Source organism: Ramlibacter aurantiacus, from assembly GCF_016722895.1.
In the GTDB taxonomy this organism is placed as follows: Bacteria; Pseudomonadota; Gammaproteobacteria; order Burkholderiales; family Burkholderiaceae_C; genus Ramlibacter; species Ramlibacter aurantiacus.
In genome coordinates this window covers 38,710-54,789 of sequence record NZ_JAEQNA010000006.1, presented here as the reverse complement: position 1 = coordinate 54,789, position 16,080 = coordinate 38,710, and the positions used below count along the sequence as shown (strand labels likewise).

12 protein-coding genes are annotated in these 16,080 nt (G+C 67.5%); 3 read left to right on the top strand and 9 right to left on the bottom strand.

Going from position 1 to position 16,080, the window contains the following annotated elements:
- Positions 1 to 52 precede the first annotated feature (52 nt).
- From iscR to uvrB, 5 genes are all read right to left on the bottom strand, one after another.
- Positions 53 to 589: a Fe-S cluster assembly transcriptional regulator IscR gene (iscR, locus tag JI739_RS15885; RefSeq protein ID WP_201684913.1), complete on the bottom strand. Its 537-nt coding sequence runs from the start codon at positions 587 to 589 to the stop codon at positions 53 to 55.
- A gap of 340 nt (positions 590 to 929) precedes the next feature.
- Positions 930 to 1,985 (bottom strand): 2-oxoacid:ferredoxin oxidoreductase subunit beta, encoded by a 1,056-nt coding sequence (locus JI739_RS15880; protein ID WP_201684912.1) that lies wholly within the window; start codon positions 1,983 to 1,985, stop codon positions 930 to 932.
- A complete protein-coding gene (locus JI739_RS15875; protein WP_201684911.1) occupies positions 1,982 to 3,826 on the bottom strand; it encodes a 2-oxoacid:acceptor oxidoreductase subunit alpha in 1,845 nt (614 codons plus the stop codon). The genes JI739_RS15880 and JI739_RS15875 overlap by 4 nt, the downstream gene beginning before the upstream one ends.
- Positions 3,823 to 5,652 (bottom strand): FAD-dependent oxidoreductase, encoded by a 1,830-nt coding sequence (locus JI739_RS15870; RefSeq protein WP_201684910.1) that lies wholly within the window; start codon positions 5,650 to 5,652, stop codon positions 3,823 to 3,825. Before JI739_RS15870 ends, JI739_RS15875 begins: the two co-directional genes overlap by 4 nt.
- A gap of 256 nt (positions 5,653 to 5,908) precedes the next feature.
- Entirely contained in the window at positions 5,909 to 7,993 is a 2,085-nt protein-coding gene (gene uvrB / locus JI739_RS15865; protein WP_236589769.1) for an excinuclease ABC subunit UvrB, read from the bottom strand.
- 121 nt (positions 7,994 to 8,114) lie between these two features.
- Here uvrB and JI739_RS15860 point away from each other — a divergent pair, with 121 nt between their 5' ends.
- The 3 genes from JI739_RS15860 to rsxB all read left to right on the top strand — a co-directional run bounded on the left by JI739_RS15860 (position 8,115) and on the right by rsxB (position 11,512).
- Positions 8,115 to 9,311, top strand: a complete 1,197-nt coding sequence (locus JI739_RS15860; RefSeq protein ID WP_201684909.1) for an amino acid aminotransferase — start codon at positions 8,115 to 8,117, stop codon at positions 9,309 to 9,311.
- Positions 9,312 to 9,536: 225 nt separating this feature from the next.
- Positions 9,537 to 10,859, top strand: a complete 1,323-nt coding sequence (locus JI739_RS15855; RefSeq protein ID WP_201684908.1) for a polyhydroxyalkanoate depolymerase — start codon at positions 9,537 to 9,539, stop codon at positions 10,857 to 10,859.
- Positions 10,856 to 11,512, top strand: a complete 657-nt coding sequence (rsxB, locus tag JI739_RS15850; protein ID WP_201684907.1) for an electron transport complex subunit RsxB — start codon at positions 10,856 to 10,858, stop codon at positions 11,510 to 11,512. Before JI739_RS15855 ends, rsxB begins: the two co-directional genes overlap by 4 nt.
- Before the next feature lie 3 nt (positions 11,513 to 11,515).
- On the opposite strand, the gene JI739_RS15845 is transcribed toward rsxB, so the two are convergent.
- The 4 genes from JI739_RS15845 to JI739_RS15830 all read right to left on the bottom strand — a co-directional run bounded on the left by JI739_RS15845 (position 11,516) and on the right by JI739_RS15830 (position 16,075).
- Positions 11,516 to 11,815, bottom strand: a complete 300-nt coding sequence (locus JI739_RS15845) for a hypothetical protein (protein WP_201684906.1) — start codon at positions 11,813 to 11,815, stop codon at positions 11,516 to 11,518.
- A 137-nt stretch (positions 11,816 to 11,952) separates the two neighbouring features.
- On the bottom strand, positions 11,953 to 12,435 hold the full coding sequence (locus JI739_RS15840; RefSeq protein ID WP_201684905.1) for a VOC family protein: 483 nt from the start codon (positions 12,433 to 12,435) through the stop codon (positions 11,953 to 11,955).
- Complete coding sequence (locus tag JI739_RS15835; RefSeq protein WP_201684904.1) at positions 12,432 to 14,528, bottom strand: acetyl-CoA carboxylase biotin carboxylase subunit; 2,097 nt, start codon at positions 14,526 to 14,528, stop codon at positions 12,432 to 12,434. The genes JI739_RS15840 and JI739_RS15835 overlap by 4 nt, the downstream gene beginning before the upstream one ends.
- 14 nt (positions 14,529 to 14,542) lie before the next feature.
- Entirely contained in the window at positions 14,543 to 16,075 is a 1,533-nt protein-coding gene (locus tag JI739_RS15830; protein WP_201684903.1) for an acyl-CoA carboxylase subunit beta, read from the bottom strand.
- Between the last annotated feature and the right edge of the window lie 5 nt (positions 16,076 to 16,080).

Here is a 16,080-nt window from a genome sequence, read left to right as displayed (position 1 = left end):
GGCTGGCTGTTCGTCTAACTCTGTGGCTTGCCTTGCTATGCAGGGGTTGGGATCAGCTCTTGCTCATCGAGCTGCCGAGGGCGAAGACCGAGTTCGGCGCGTTCACGCGGATCGGCTTGACCACCGGCTGGCTGGAGATGGCCCGCTTGACCGCGGGCTTGTCTTCGATCTGCACGCCCTTGGCGAGCTGGTCATCGACCAGCTTCTGCAGCGTGACCGAATCGAGGAACTCGACCATGCGCTGGTTCAGCTGCGTCCAGAGCTCGTGCGTCATGCAGCGCCCGCCGTCTCCGGTGCAGTTTTCCTTGCCGCCGCACTGGGTGGCGTCCAGCGGCTCGTCGACGGAGACGATGATGTCGGCCACGGTGATTTCGGAGGCCTTGCGACCCAGCGTGTAGCCGCCGCCCGGCCCGCGGGTCGACTCGACCAGCTCATGCCGCCGCAGCTTGCCGAACAGCTGCTCGAGATAGGACAGCGAGATCTGCTGGCGCTGGCTGATCGCCGCCAGCGTGACGGGGCCGTTGTTCTGGCGCAGGGCCAGATCGATCATCGCGGTGACCGCAAAGCGGCCTTTGGTGGTGAGACGCATCGCAAGCTCCTTCTGCTTGGCAAACCTACTGTTCACCCCAGCGGCAACGCCGTTGAGGCCCGTCCCCGTTTCATTCACATGGGCGACCGAGTCGCGCCAGGGCAACGCGCTCAAACGGAGAGCAGACGTCAGCCGTGTTTGTTGACAATTTCCGTCAAGTATAACGGAAAGCCCAAACGGCCTAGTCGGGTAATAGATCGCGGAAGGAGGTCGATGGTTCCCGTGAATCCGGTAAGGATTTCGGGTCTATCTCGTGTCGAGAGACGACGCCGCGTCCGAGCTGAGCGCCTGTCGAAGCACGCCTTGCGAACCCGTCGACAGGCTCAGGACGAACGGAGGGCTAACGTAGTCGGGCATTCAGCTCGCCCAGCGCCTGCGGGCCCGGGCACAGCTGCGGTGCATCCAGGGTGTTCAACGGCCGGGCGCAGGTGCCCAGCGAACTGTGAAGGTCGACGGGTTGCGGATCGACGAACAGCAGCCCGGTCACGACCTCGCCCTTCGCCTCATGCTCCTGCATGTGGTGCAAAGCCGCGCGCCGATCTGTCGGATCGTAGTCCGGGTGCAGGCTGCGCAGGCGCAGCAGCGTGCCGTCGTGCAGGGGCACTTCGACCACCCTGCCCGGCTCGGCCGTGGCGCGGATCTCGTCACGGGGCGTGATGAAGTCGATGCGGCTCACCGCCTCGTTGTGCTCGCGCACATAGTCGTAGCTCTTGGTGCTGCCGGCGTGGTTGTTGAAGGCGACGCAGGGGCTGATCACGTCCACGAACGCGGCGCCGCCATGTTCGAGCGCGCCCTTGATCAAGGGCACCAGCTGCTCCTTGTCGCCGGAGAAGCCACGCGCCACATAGGTCGCGCCCAGCTGCAGGGCCATGCCCACCAGGTCGACCGGGCTGTCGCGGTTGATGGCGCCCTTCTTGCTGCGCGAGCCCTGGTCCGCCGTGGCCGAGAACTGGCCCTTGGTCAGCCCGTAGACGCCGTTGTTCTCCACGATGTAGGCCATGCGCACGCCTCGCCGCATGGCGTGGGCGAACTGGCCGAGGCCGATGGACGCCGAGTCGCCATCGCCCGACACACCCAGGTACAGCAGCTCACGGTTGGCCAGGCTGGCGCCGGTCAGCACGCTGGGCATGCGGCCGTGCACCGTGTTGAAGCCGTGTGACGCCCCCAGGAAATAGTCCGGCGTCTTGGAGCTGCAGCCGATGCCGGAGAGCTTGGCCACGCGATGCGGCTCGATGTCCAGCTCCCAGCAGGCCTGGATGATGGCGGCCGAGATCGAGTCGTGCCCGCAACCGGCGCACAGCGTGGACACCTTGCCTTCGTAATCGCGCCGGGTGTAGCCGACGCGGTTCTTCTTCAGCGCCGGATGGTGCAGCTCGGGTTTGGCGATCCAGGTCATGCGGCGGATTCTTGTGAGGCGGGCATCGGCGCACCGGCCGTGCCCGCGTGCTGGAGGATGGCGCGGGTGATGAAGCGGGCCGTGATGGGCGTGCCGTCGAAATGCAGCACCTTCACCAGCCGCTTGGGGTCGATTTCCAGCTCGTCGACCAGCAGCGAGCGCATCTGTGCGTCGCGGTTCTGCTCGACCACGAACACCTGGTCGTGCGCGGCGATGAATTCGGCCACCGAGTCGGGGAACGGGTAGGCCCGCAGACGCAGCGCATCCACGAAGACGCCCTCCCCGGCCAGCACCTGCAACGCCTCGTCCATGGCCGGACTGGTGGAGCCGTAGTAGATGACGCCCCGGCGCGTCGGCTCGGCCGCCGGCCGCAGCGCCGGTTGCGGCACCAGCGTGGCCGCGGTCTTGAACTTCTTGAGCAGCCTCTCGACGTTGTAGACGTAGTCCGGGCCGCGCTCCGAGTAGCGCGCATACGGGTCGCGCGTGGTGCCCCGCGTGAAGTAGCTGCCCTTGGTCGGGTGCGTGCCCGGCAGCGTGCGCCAGGGAATGCCGTCGCCGTCCACATCCTTGTAGCGACCGAAGTCCCGGCCGGCCTCCAGCTCGGCCGCGCTCATGACCTTGCCGCGGTCGTAGCCGCGCCCCGCGGGCCATTCGAAGGGTTCGCACAGGCGCTGGTTCATGCCGATGTCGAGGTCGGTCATCACGAACACCGGCGTCTGCAGCCGGTCGGCCAGGTCGAGCGCGCAGGCCGCGTGCTCGAAGCATTCCTGCGGATCCTGCGGCAGCAGCAGCACATGCTTGGTGTCGCCATGCGACGCATGGGCACAGGCCAGGATGTCGGCCTGCTGGGTGCGCGTGGGCATGCCGGTGGACGGCCCGCCGCGCTGCACGTCGATGATGGTCACCGGGATCTCGGCGAAGTAGGCCAGGCCGATGAATTCGGTCATGAGCGAGACGCCCGGCCCCGAGGTGGCGGTAAAGGCCCGCGCACCGTTCCAGCCCGCGCCCACCACCATGCCGATCGAGGCGATCTCGTCTTCGGCCTGCACGATGGCGAAGCTTTTCTCGCCGGTCGCCGGATCGGTGCGGTACTCGGCGCAGTAGCTGGCAAAAGCCTCGGCCACCGACGACGACGGCGTGATCGGGTACCAGGCCGCCACCGTGGCGCCGCCCCAGACGCAGCCCAGGGCGGCCGCGCTGTTGCCATCGACGAAGATGCGCTGGCCCACCGCGTCGGCCTGGCGTACGCGGATGCCCAGCGGCCATGACAGGTGCTCGCGCGCGAAGTCGCGGCCCAGGTGCAGGGCGCGCACGTTGGACGCCAGCAGCTTCTCCTTGCCGCGGTACTGCTCGCCGAAGAGCTTCTCGATCACCTCGGGGTCGATTTCCAGCAGCACCGACAACGCGCCCACGTAGACGATGTTCTTGAACAACTGGCGCTGCCGGGGGTCGCTGTAGACCGCGTTGCAGATCTCGGTCAGCGGCATGCCGATCACCTGCACGTCCTCGCGGAAGGACGAAGCCGGCAAGGGCCTCGTGCTGTCGTAGAACAGGTAACCGCCGGGCGACAGTTCGGCCACGTCGGCATCCCAGGTCTGCGGATTCATCGCCACCATCATGTCCACGCCGCCTCGGCGGCCCAGCCAGCCCGCCTCGCTCACCCGCACCTCGTACCAGGTGGGCAGGCCCTGGATGTTGCTGGGGAAGATGTTGCGCGGGCTCACGGGCACGCCCATGCGCAGGATGGCCTTGGCGAACAGCTCGTTGGCCGACGCCGAACCGGAGCCGTTGACGTTGGCGAACTTGATGACGAAATCGTTGACGGCTTCGATGCGGTTCATGCCGACACTCCCGCCGTGCCGCCCACCGCGTCGCGGCACGCAGGCCCCGCCTTGGTGGTCTCCAGCAGGAACTTCTGCATGTCCCACGCCCCCGTGGGACAGCGCTCGGCGCACAGGCCGCAGTGCAGGCAGACGTCTTCGTCCTTGACCATGACGCGGCCGGTCTTGAGCTGTCCCGATACGTACAAAGCCTGCTCCGGGTGCAGCGCGGGCGCTTTCAGCCGCGTGCGCAGCTCGGACTCGGTGCCGTTCTGGGTAAAGGTGATGCAGTCCACCGGACAGATGTCCACGCACGCGTCGCACTCGATGCAGGCCGATTCGGTGAACACGGTCTGCACGTCGCAGTTGAGGCAGCGATGCGCCTCGCGCAGCGCGGTGGCCGCGTCGAAGCCCAGTTCCACCTCGACCTTGATGCTGGCCAGCGCGATCTCGGCCTTGGCCCAGGGTACCTTGAAGCGGGCGTCCAGCGAGGTCTGGTTGTCGTAGCTCCACTCGTGGATGCCCATCTTCTGCGAGATGAGGTTGGTACGCGGCGCCGGCCGCTGCTCCACGTCCTGCCCGTGCAGGAAGCGGTCGATGGACACCGCCGCCTCGTGGCCATGGGCGACGGCGGTGATGATGTTCTTGGGGCCCAGCGCCGCGTCGCCGCCGAAGAAGACCTGCGGCAGCGTCGACTGGAAGCTGTCCTGGCCCAGGGCCGGCAGGCCGGTGTCGTGGAAGGCGATGCCGCAGTCCCGCTCGATCCAGGGGAAGGCGTTCTCCTGGCCCACGGCCACCAGCACCTCGTCGCAGGGGATGAAGACCTCCGGCTGGCCGGTGGGCACCAGGCTGCGCCGGCCGCGCTCGTCGTACACGGCCTCGACCACCTCGAAGCGCATGCCGGCGAGGCGCCCGCCTTCGTGCACGAAGGCCTTGGGCACGTGGTAATTGATGATGGGGATGCCCTCGTGCATGGCGTCTTCCTTCTCCCAGGGAGACGCCTTCATCTCCTCGAAGCCGCTGCGCACGATGACCTTGACCTCGCTGGCGCCCAATCGGCGCGCCGAGCGGCAGCAGTCCATGGCCGTGTTGCCGCCACCCAGCACGATGACCCTGGGCGCCACCCGTGTCACGTGGCCGAAGGACACCGAGGCCAGCCAGTCGATGCCGATGTGGATCTGGCCCGCGGCCTCCTGCCGCCCGGGCAGCGGCAGGTCGCGCCCGCGCGGGGCTCCGCAGCCGACGAACACCGCGTCGTAGCCTTCGGTCAGCAGCGCCTTCATCGATTCGATGCGCCGGCCCGCGACGAACTCGACGCCCAGGTCGAGGATGTAGCCGCACTCCTCGTCGATCACCGACTCGGGCAGGCGAAAGCGCGGGATCTGGGTGCGGATGAAGCCGCCGGGCTTGGCTTCTCCGTCGAACACCGTCACCTGATAGCCCAGCGGTGCCAGGTCGCGGGCGACGGTAAGCGAAGCCGGCCCGGCGCCGATGCAGGCGATGCGCTTGCCATTGGAGGCGGCCCGGCCCGGCATGCGGGCGCGAACGTCGTCCTTCATGTCGGCCGCCACGCGCTTGAGCCGGCAGATCGCCACCGGCTCGGGCTTTTCGGACTGCGCCTCCTCCACTCGGCCACGCCGGCAGGCGGGCTCGCAGGGCCGGTCGCAGGTGCGCCCGAGGATGCCGGGAAAGACGTTGGACACCCAGTTGACCATGTAGGCGTCGCCGTAGCGACCCTGTGCGATCAGGCGGATGTACTCGGGGACGGGGGTGTGGGCAGGGCAGGCGTACTGGCAATCCACCACTTTGTGGAAGTACGCCGGATCGGCGATATCGGTTCGCTGCAAACCAGGTCTCCTTGCCTGCCGGCTTCTCGTGCTGCGATGCAGCACGGGGCGCAAGCTGGAAATCAGTTTACGCGGGGGTCCGGGGCGGTTGAGCAATGGCTTTCCCGGAGGGCTGGTCCGGACAGGTCCGGCGAAGCCCGGCAAGGCCCTTCGACGGCTCAGGGCGAGCGGAGGTTGGAACCACCCTGTCCGTTCGGCCTGAGCCCTTGGACAAAGCTCAGGACATGCCTGACGAAGCCGCTCTGAGCCGCCCGTCCTAACCAACCGCCACGTTGTCGTGTCCCGGCCCGCCGAACGCCTGCTCCCGCAAGTTCGCCAACTGGTCCCGCACCCGCGCCGCCTTCTCGAATTCGAGGTTGCGCGCATGTTCCAGCATCTGCTTTTCCAGCCGCTTGATTTCCCTGGCCACGTCCTTCTCCGACATGTCCTGCGTCAGCGCGCGCTGGATCTCCTGCCGCTCGGCTTCCTTGCTCGCCTTCTCGCTGTAGACGCCGTCGATCAGGTCACGGACTTCCTTCACGATGCTGCGTGGCGTGATGCCGTGCGCCAGGTTGTGGGCGATCTGCTTGGCGCGGCGGCGCTCGGTTTCGTCGATGGCCCTGCGCATCGAATCGGTGATGCGGTCGGCGTACAGGATGGCTTTGCCGCCAAGGTTGCGGGCGGCCCGGCCGATGGTCTGGATCAGCGAGCGCTCGGCGCGCAGGAAGCCTTCCTTGTCGGCATCGAGGATCGCCACCAGCGACACCTCGGGAATGTCCAGTCCCTCGCGCAGCAGGTTGATGCCCACCAGCACGTCGAAGGCGCCCAGGCGCAGGTCGCGCAGAATTTCCACCCGCTCGACGGTGTCGATGTCGCTGTGCAGGTAGCGCACCTTCACGCCGTTGTCGCCCAGGTAGTCGGTCAGCTGCTCGGCCATGCGCTTGGTCAGCGTGGTGATCAGCACGCGCTCGTTCCGCTCCACACGAATGCGGATCTCCTGCAGCACGTCGTCGACCTGGTGCGTGGCCGGTCGCACTTCCACCTCGGGGTCGATCAGGCCGGTGGGCCGCACCAGCTGCTCGACCACCTGCCCGGCATGGGTGAGTTCGTACTGGGCCGGCGTGGCCGAGACGAAAACGACCTGGCGCATGCGGGCCTCGAACTCCTCGAACTTCAACGGCCGGTTGTCCAGCGCCGAGGGCAGGCGGAAGCCGTATTCCACCAGCGTGGTCTTGCGCTGGCGGTCGCCGTTGTACATGGCGCCCAGCTGCCCGATCATCTGGTGGCTCTCGTCCAGGAACATGAGCGCGTCCTTGGGCAGGTAGTCGGTCAGCGTGGACGGCGGCGCCCCGGGCGGCGCGCCCGAGAGGTGCCGCGTGTAGTTCTCGATGCCCTTGCAGTGGCCCACCTCGCTGAGCATCTCCAGGTCGAACCGGGTGCGCTGCTCCAGGCGCTGGGCTTCCACCAGCTTGCCGGCGTCGACCAGCTCCTTCAGCCGACCGGCGAGTTCGAGCTTGATCGACTCCACCGCCGACAGCACCTTCTCGCGCGGCGTCACGTAGTGGCTGGACGGGTAGATCGTGAAGCGCGGCACCTTCTGGCGGATGCGGCCCGTGAGCGGATCGAACAGTTGCAGCGACTCGATCTCGTCGTCGAACAGCTCCAGCCGCACCGCCAGCTCGCTGTGTTCGGCCGGGAACACGTCGATGGTGTCGCCGCGCACGCGGAAGGTGCCCCGCGAAAAATCGTGCTCGTTGCGCGTGTACTGCATGCGAATGAGCTGGGCGATGACGTCGCGCTGCCCGATGCGGTCACCCACGCGGCAGATGAAGCGCATCTGCGTGTAGTCCTCGGGGGCGCCAATGCCGTAGATCGCGCTCACGGTGGCCACGATCACGGTGTCGCGCCGCTCCAGCACGCTCTTGGTGGCCGACAGCCGCATCTGCTCGATGTGTTCGTTGATCGAGCTGTCCTTCTCGATGAACAGATCGCGCTGCGGCACGTAGGCCTCGGGCTGGTAGTAGTCGTAATAGCTCACGAAGTACTCCACCGCGTTGCGCGGGAAGAACTCGCGGAACTCGCTGTACAACTGCGCGGCCAGCGTCTTGTTGGGTGCGAACACGATGGCCGGCCGGCCCAGCCGGGCGATCACGTTGGCCATGGTGAAGGTCTTGCCCGAGCCGGTCACGCCCAGCAGGATCTGGAACACCTCGCCGTCCTGCACCCCCTCCACCAGCTTGTCGATGGCCTGCGGCTGGTCGCCGGCGGGCGGATAGGGCTGGAAAAGCTCGAAGGGCGAGCCCGGAAAACGCAGGAACTCGCCCCTCTTCTCGGAACTGGAAACTTCAACGATATCGGGCATGGATGAGCGAGAGGTCGGGCCGTACGGCCGGCTTAAAATCGGGGGCAGCCGCACAGCCTACAACAAGGCCGGCAACCGGGGCCCACCCCGGGCATCAGGCACTTTCCCCAAAAGGACCCCCATGTCTCCGTTTTCCGCCGTCGAGCTCGCGCCGCGCGACCCGATCCTGGGCCTCAACGAACAATTCAACGCCGACAGCAACCCCAAGAAGGTCAACCTCGGCGTCGGCGTGTACTACGACGATGCGGGCAAGCTGCCCCTGCTGCAGTGCGTGGCCCAGGCCGAGCAGCAGATGATGCAGTCGCCCAAGGCCCGCGGTTACCTGCCCATCGACGGCATCGCCGCCTATGACAAGGCGGTGCAGGCCCTGGTGTTCGGGGCCGGCAGCGAACCGGTCAGGAGCGGCCGCGTCGCCACGGCGCAGACGCTGGGCGGCACGGGCGCGCTCAAGGTGGGGGCCGATTTCCTGCGCAAGATCAACCCGGCCGCCAAGGTGCTGATCAGCGACCCCAGCTGGGAGAACCACCGAGCCCTGTTCAGCCAGGCCGGCTTCACGGTCGAGACCTACCCCTACTACGACGCCACCACCCGTGGCCTCAACTTCGAGGGCATGCTGTCTGCCCTGCGCAAGGCCGAGCCCGGCACCATCGTGGTGCTGCACGCCTGCTGCCACAACCCCACCGGCTACGACATCACCGCGCCGCAATGGGACCAGGTGGTCGCCGCCTGCCAATCGGCCCAGCTCGTGCCTTTCCTGGACATGGCCTACCAGGGCTTCGCCCAGGGCATCGAGGAAGACGGCGCGGTGATCGGCAAGTTCGCCGCGGCCGGCCTCACGTTCCTGGTGGCCACCTCGTTCTCCAAGAGCTTCAGCCTGTACGGCGAGCGCGTGGGCGGCCTGTCGGTGCTGTGCCAGGACAAGGCCGAGGCCGACCGGGTGCTGTCGCAGTTGAAGATCGCCATCCGCACCAACTACAGCAACCCGCCCACGCACGGCGCGGCCGTGGTGGCGGCCGTGCTCACCAACCCTGAGCTGCGCGCCCTGTGGGAGCGCGAACTGGGCGAGATGCGACTGCGCATCAAGCAGATGCGCCTGGCCCTGGTCGAAAAGCTCAAGGCCGCCGGCGTCAAGCGCGATATGGGCTTCATCACCGAACAGGTCGGCATGTTCAGCTACTCGGGCCTCACCAAGGACCAGATGGTGCGCCTGCGCGAGGAGTTCAGCGTCTACGGCACCGACACCGGCCGCATGTGCGTGGCTGCGTTGAACTCGCACAACATCGACTACGTCTGCGAGTCCATCGCCCAGGTGCTCTGAGCCCCACACGCCCTGCCACGGCCGCCCTCGGGCGGCTTTTTCGTGCGAATGGCGGCAAAGTGCCATTCACCCCCTCTTACGCAGAAAGCCCACCTTTTCCGTCGTCTGCGCCTGCTCACCTGTGACGAACTTGGCGTAACCCCGATGCTGGCGCGTGTGCTCTGCGACGAGCATGTACTCAGCCGCTGCCACTGATATATTGCATCGCACAACCGGACTTGGATCATGCTCTACCAGATCTACGAAGCACAACGCACCCTGTTGGAGCCCTTCGCGGACTTCGCCCAAGCCGCCGCCAAGCTCTACAGCAACCCTCTTTCCCCGTTTGGGAACAACCCGCTTTCGCAGCGCGTGTCGGCCAGCTATGAGCTGATGTACCGCCTGTGGAAGGACTACGAAAAGCCTGAGTTCGGCATCAAGACGGTGCAGGTCGGCGACGGCGAGGTGGTCATCCACGAATCCGTCGCACTCGACAAGCCGTTCTGCGAGCTGCGCCGGTTCAAGCGCTTCACCGACGACCCGCAGCGCCTGGAGATCATGAAGAAGCAGCCTGCGGTGCTGATCGTGGCGCCGCTGTCGGGCCACTACGCCACGCTGCTGCGCGACACCGTTCGCGCGATGCTGCAGGACCACAAGGTCTACATCACCGACTGGAAGAACGCCCGCACCGTCCCGCTGGACAAGGGCATCTTCCACCTGGACGACTACGTCAACTACGTGCAGGAGTTCATCCGCCACCTGCAGTCGCAATACGGCAACTGCCACGTGGTGAGCGTGTGCCAGCCCACGGTGCCGGTGCTCGCCGCCGTGTCCCTGATGGCCTCGCGCGGCGAGACCACCCCTTGGACCATGACCATGATGGGCGGCCCGATCGATGCCCGCCGCTCGCCGACCGCCGTGAACAACCTGGCGATGAACAAGAGCTACGACTGGTTCGAGAACAACGTGATCTACCGGGTGCCGCAAAGCTTTCCGGGAGCCGGCCGCCGCGTCTACCCTGGTTTCCTGCAGCACTCGGGCTTCGTGGCGATGAACCCCGATCGGCACCTGTCCAGCCACTACGACTATTTCGAGCACCTGATCGCCGGTGACGACGCCAACGCCGAGGCGCACCGCAAGTTCTACGACGAGTACAACGCGGTGCTCGACATGGACGCGGCCTACTACCTCGAGACCATCCGCGTGGTGTTCCAGGAGTTCCAGCTGGTCCACGGCACCTGGGACGTGCGCGGCCCCGATGGGCGCGTGGAACGCGTCAAGCCCGAGGACATCACCACCACGGCACACCTGACCATCGAAGGCGAACTGGACGACATCTCCGGCGCCGGCCAGACCGAGGCCGCGCACGAGTTGTGCACCGGCGTGCCCAAGAGCCGCCAGAAGCACCTGGAGGTCAAGGGCGCGGGCCACTACGGCATTTTCAGCGGCCGCCGCTGGCGCGACGTGGTCTATCCGCAGGTGCGCGAGTTCATCCAGCGTTTCCACGAATCCGACAAGCAGCCACGCCGCAGCCGCGCAGCGGCGGCGGCGGCCGAATCCGACGCGTGAGCCCGCTGGCGCAGCGCATCCACGCCGCCCTGCCGCAGACGCAATGCACGCGCTGCGGCTATCCCGACTGCGCCGGCTATGCCCAGGCCCTGGCCGAGGGCAGCGCGGACATCAACCGCTGCCCGCCCGGCGGAGCCGAAGGCGTGCAGCGCCTCGCCGCCCTCACCGCGCATGCGGTCCAGCCGCTGGACCCCGCGCACGGACTCGAAGGGCCGCGCACCGTCGCGTTCATCGACGAAGACTGGTGCATCGGCTGCACCCTGTGCCTGAAGGCCTGCCCCACCGACGCGATCATCGGCGGCAACAAGCACATGCACACCGTGATCGAGCCCTGGTGCACGGGCTGCGAGCTGTGCGTGCCGGTGTGTCCCGTCGATTGCATCCGGCTGGAGAACGCCAGTGGCGCACGCACCGGCTGGGCCGCCTGGTCCGATACCGACGCAACGGTCGCCCTGCGGCGCTACGAAGCCCGCAAGGCGCGACTGGCGCGTGAGGAAGGCGAGCAGCAGGTGCGGCTGGAGGCCAAGGCGCGTGCCAAGCTGGCCGACCTGCCCGGCACCACGCAGGGTGCCGAGGGCGCCGAAGCCGAGCGCAAGCGCTCCATCATCGAAGCGGCGCTCGCGCGGGCCAAGGCCCGCCGGCCGGCGGGCTGATCCTCAGTTCAGCTCGGCCACCGCCTCCCGCGCCTGCTCGAAACGCCGCGCCAACACGTGGGCCAGCGCCCGCAGGTCGTCATCGGGGAGGTTGTGCGCGTGCTGAAGCTGTTCCAGTGCATAGAGGGGGTCGCGCTGCATCATCGTGCTGCTCACGCTGAGGCCGTGGCTGCCCATGCGCAAGCTGAAGTCGCCCAGCACGTCGGGGCTCCACCCGGGGTCGACACGCGCCAGGCGCGCCATCGTGGCTGCGGGCGGTCGCACCGAGGGCGACTGGTACGCAAGATGTCGAAGATGCGCCATGGGGCCTCCTGTGCGAATGTGGGATTCAGCATAGGCAGCCCACCTGGCCGCGCGTGAGAGAAAACGCCTCCCCGCGGGTGCAGGAATCGGCGTACGGGAACGCCAGACGGCGGTGCGGGTCGCGTCAGCAGTTCCCCTTATCGCCCGGTGCTCGCCAGCGCCGTGAAGGCCGCCACCACCTCGGGCGGCGCCTGCACCAGTTCGATCAGCACGCCCTCCCCGCCCACCGGCGACTCATCGCTGCCGCGCGGGTGGATGAAGGTGATGTCGAACCCGGCCGCGCCGCGACGGATGCCTCCCGGCGCGAAGCGCACCCCTTGGGCGGAGAGCCATTGCACGGCCTGGGGCAGGTCGTCCACCCACAGCCCCACATGGTTCAGCGGCGTGGCGTGCACCGCGGGCTTGCGCTCGGGGTCGATCGGCTCCATCAGGTCCACCTCGACCTTCGCGGCGCCGCTGCCGAGGGCGCAGATGTCCTCGTCCACGTTCTCGCGCTCGCTGCGGAAGTGCCCGATCGTCTCCAGCCCCAGCAGATCGACCCACAGGCGCCGCAGCGGCTGCTTGCTGGTGCCGCCGATGGCGATCTGCTGCAGGCCCAGCACCTTGAACGGACGCGTCATTTCTCGAACTCCAGGATGGGTTGGTCCACCGCCAGCGACTCGCCCTGCGCGGTGAGCAGGCGCGCGACCACGCCATCGGACGCGGCGAACAGCACGTTTTCCATCTTCATGGCCTCGATCACGGCCAGCCGTTCACCGGCCTGCACGGCCTGTCCCGGCTGCACCGCCAGGTTGACCAGCAGCCCGGGCATGGGAGAGAGCAGGAAGCGGCTCATGTCCGGCGGCGGCTTGTAGGGCATGAGCGCGTGCAGCTCGGCCGCGCGAGGCGACAGCACCAGGGCCTCCAGGCGGCTGCCGTGGTGGGTGATGGCGAAACCCAGCGGATGGCGCGGCAGGCCGCGCTCGACCTGCGCGATGAAGGGACGGCCATCGACCGTGCCGCGAATGCGGGCGCCACCCAGGTGCCAGTCGCTGCAGATGCCCCAGCGGCGCCCCGCGATGTCGACGATGCTGGAGCCGGTTCGCGGCTCGAAATCGGACACCCGCACCGGGTGGCGCTGGTGCTGCCCGTCGGCCGCGAGCTGCACCACCACGAACTCACCGCCCGCCTTGAACTCGTGCCCCGGCAGTTGCCCGGTGATCCCGGCCGATCGCTGCAAGGCCCGGCGATGGACGTAGGCCGCCAGCGCCAGCAGGAACGACGGTTCCTCGTGCGCCACGTCCTCGGCCTTGAAGCCGCGGCCGTAGTGCTCGGCGATGAAGCCGGTGTTGAAGCGTCCGGCCTGGAACTCGGGATGGGCGAGCAGCGCCGCCTGGAAGGGCACGTTGCTGGAGATGCCGCGGATCACGAAGGCGTCGAGGGCGTCGCGCATGCGCTCGATGGCATCGGCACGGTCGCGGCCGTGCACGATCAGCTTGGCGATCATCGAGTCGTAGGTCATGGGGATTTCGCCGCCCTCGACCACGCCGGTGTCCACGCGCACGCCGCCCAGGACCACGCCCTCCTCGCCATAGCGCGCATTGCCCGGCTCGCCCGACGCGCGCACGTCGGCCGCCCACAGCGTCTCGCGCGGCGGCTGGAAGCGCACCAGCCGGCCGGTGGACGGCAGGAAACTGCGGAACGGATCCTCCGCGTTGATGCGGCACTCGATGGCCCAGCCCTCGCGCTTCACCTCGGCCTGCGTGATCGGCAGCTGTTCGCCGGCGGCCACCCGGATCATCAGTTCGACCAGGTCCAGCCCGGTGATGCACTCGGTGACCGGGTGCTCCACCTGCAGACGGGTGTTCATCTCCAGGAAGTAGAAACTCTGGTCCTTGCCGACCACGAATTCGACCGTGCCCGCACTCTGGTAGTCGACGGCCCGGGCCAGCGCCACCGCCTGCTCGCCCATGGCCCGGCGCGTCTCGTCACTGATGAAGGGGGACGGCGCCTCCTCGATCACCTTCTGGTGGCGCCGCTGAATGGAGCACTCGCGCTCGTTGAGGTAGATGACGTTGCCGTGCGCGTCGCCCAGCACCTGGATCTCGATGTGGCGCGGCTCCTCGACGAACTTCTCGATGAACACGCGGTCATCGCCGAAGCTGTTGCGGGCCTCGTTGCGGCACGACTCGAAGCCCTCGCGCGCCTCCTTGTCGTCGAAGGCCACGCGCAGGCCCTTGCCGCCACCGCCCGCGCTGGCCTTGATCATCACCGGGTAACCGATGTCGCGCGCGATCTCCACGGCGCGCTCGGCCGTCTCGATGGCGTCGTTCCAGCCGGGGATGGTGTTCACCCGGGCCTGGCTGGCGAGCTTCTTGGAAGCGATCTTGTCGCCCATGGCGGCAATGGACGCGTGCTTGGGCCCGATGAACACGATGCCCTGCGCCTCGACCTCGCGGGCGAAGTCTTCGTTCTCGGACAGGAAGCCGTAACCGGGATGCACGGCCTCGGCGCCGGTGCGCTTGCAGGCTTCGATGATGCGGTCGCCGCGCAGGTAGCTCTCGCGACTGGGAGCCGGACCGATGTGCACGGCCTCGTCGGCCAGTTGCACGTGGCGTGCGTCGCGGTCGGCGTCGGAGTAGACGGCGACCGTCCGGATGCCCATCTTGCGTGCCGTGCGGATGACACGGCAGGCGATTTCCCCGCGGTTGGCAATGAGGATCTTCTTGAACATGCGTGCGTCCTCTTTCACAGGGGAATATTGCCGTGCTTGCGCCATGGGTTGTCGAGCCTTTTTTCGCGCAGCATCACCAGCGAGCGGCAGATGCGCTTGCGCGTCTCGTGCGGCAGGATCACGTCGTCGATGAAGCCGCGCGCGCCGGCCACGAAGGGGTTGGCGAAGCGGGCCTTGTACTCGGCCTCGCGGGCGGCGAGCTTGTCGGGGTTGTTCTTGTCCTCCCGGAAGATGATCTCCACCGCGCCCTTGGCGCCCATCACCGCGATCTCGGCATTGGGCCAGGCGAAGTTGACGTCGCCGCGCAGGTGCTTGGAACTCATCACGTCGTAGGCGCCGCCGTAGGCCTTGCGCGTGATCACCGTCACCTTGGGCACCGTGCACTCTGCATAGGCGTACAGCAGCTTGGCGCCATGCTTGATGATGCCGCCGTACTCCTGCGAGGTGCCCGGCATGAAGCCCGGCACGTCGACGAAGGTGATGACGGGGATGTTGAAGGCATCGCAGAAGCGCACGAAGCGCGCCGCCTTGGTGCTGCTGCGGATGTCCAGGCAGCCGGCCAGCACCAGCGGCTGGTTGGCCACGATGCCCACGGTCTGGCCTTCCATGCGGGCGAAGCCGATCACGATGTTCCTGGCGTAATCGGGCTGCAGCTCGAAGAAGTCGCCATCGTCCACCGTCTTGACGATCAGCTCCTTCATGTCGTAGGGCTTGTTGGGGTTGTCGGGCACCAGGGTGTCGAGCGAGTAGTCCATGCGGTCCACCGGATCGTTGCTCGGGCGGATGGGCGGCTTCTCGCGGTTGTTCAGCGGCAGGTAGTTGTAGAAGCGGCGCAGCATCAGCAGCGCCTCGACGTCGTTGTCGAAGGCAAGGTCGGCGACACCGCTGCGGGTGGTGTGCGTGCCCGCGCCGCCCAGCTCCTCGGCCGTGACCTCCTCGTGGGTGACGGTCTTCACCACCTCGGGGCCGGTCACGAACATGTAGGAGCTGTCGCGCACCATGAAGATGAAGTCGGTCATGGCCGGCGAATACACCGCGCCGCCGGCGCAGGGGCCCATGATCATGCTGATCTGCGGCACCACGCCCGAGGCCATGACGTTGCGCTGGAACACGTCGGCATAACCGCCGAGCGAGGCCACGCCTTCCTGGATGCGCGCGCCGCCGGAGTCGTTCAGCCCGATGACCGGCGCGCCCACCTTCATGGCCTGGTCCATCACCTTGCAGATCTTCTCGGCGTGGGCTTCGCTCAGGGCGCCGCCGAAGACGGTGAAGTCCTGGCTGAAGACGAACACCATGCGGCCGTTGATCATGCCGTAGCCGGTGACCACGCCATCGCCCGGCACCTTCTGGTCGGCCATGCCGAAGTCGGTGCAGCGGTGCTCGACGAACATGTCCCATTCCTCGAAGGTGCCTTCGTCCAGCAGCAACTCCAGCCGCTCGCGCGCGGTGAGCTTGCCCTTGCGGTGCTGGGCCTCGATGCGTTTGGTGCCGCCGCCCAGCCGCGCCGCGGCGCGCTTGCGTTCGAGTTGTTCACGGATGTCTTGCATGGGGT

Coding starts and splice junctions, on each gene's coding strand:
- iscR (WP_201684913.1), bottom strand. CDS start 589: ATGCGTCTCACCACCAAAGGCCGCTTTGCGGTCACCGCGATGATCGAT.
- JI739_RS15880 (WP_201684912.1), bottom strand. CDS start 1,985: ATGACCTGGATCGCCAAACCCGAGCTGCACCATCCGGCGCTGAAGAAG.
- JI739_RS15875 (WP_201684911.1), bottom strand. CDS start 3,826: ATGAACCGCATCGAAGCCGTCAACGATTTCGTCATCAAGTTCGCCAAC.
- uvrB (WP_236589769.1), bottom strand. CDS start 7,993: ATGCCCGATATCGTTGAAGTTTCCAGTTCCGAGAAGAGGGGCGAGTTC.
- JI739_RS15860 (WP_201684909.1), top strand. CDS start 8,115: ATGTCTCCGTTTTCCGCCGTCGAGCTCGCGCCGCGCGACCCGATCCTG.
- JI739_RS15855 (WP_201684908.1), top strand. CDS start 9,537: ATGCTCTACCAGATCTACGAAGCACAACGCACCCTGTTGGAGCCCTTC.
- JI739_RS15845 (WP_201684906.1), bottom strand. CDS start 11,815: ATGGCGCATCTTCGACATCTTGCGTACCAGTCGCCCTCGGTGCGACCG.
- JI739_RS15840 (WP_201684905.1), bottom strand. CDS start 12,435: ATGACGCGTCCGTTCAAGGTGCTGGGCCTGCAGCAGATCGCCATCGGC.
- JI739_RS15835 (WP_201684904.1), bottom strand. CDS start 14,528: ATGTTCAAGAAGATCCTCATTGCCAACCGCGGGGAAATCGCCTGCCGT.
- JI739_RS15830 (WP_201684903.1), bottom strand. CDS start 16,075: ATGCAAGACATCCGTGAACAACTCGAACGCAAGCGCGCCGCGGCGCGG.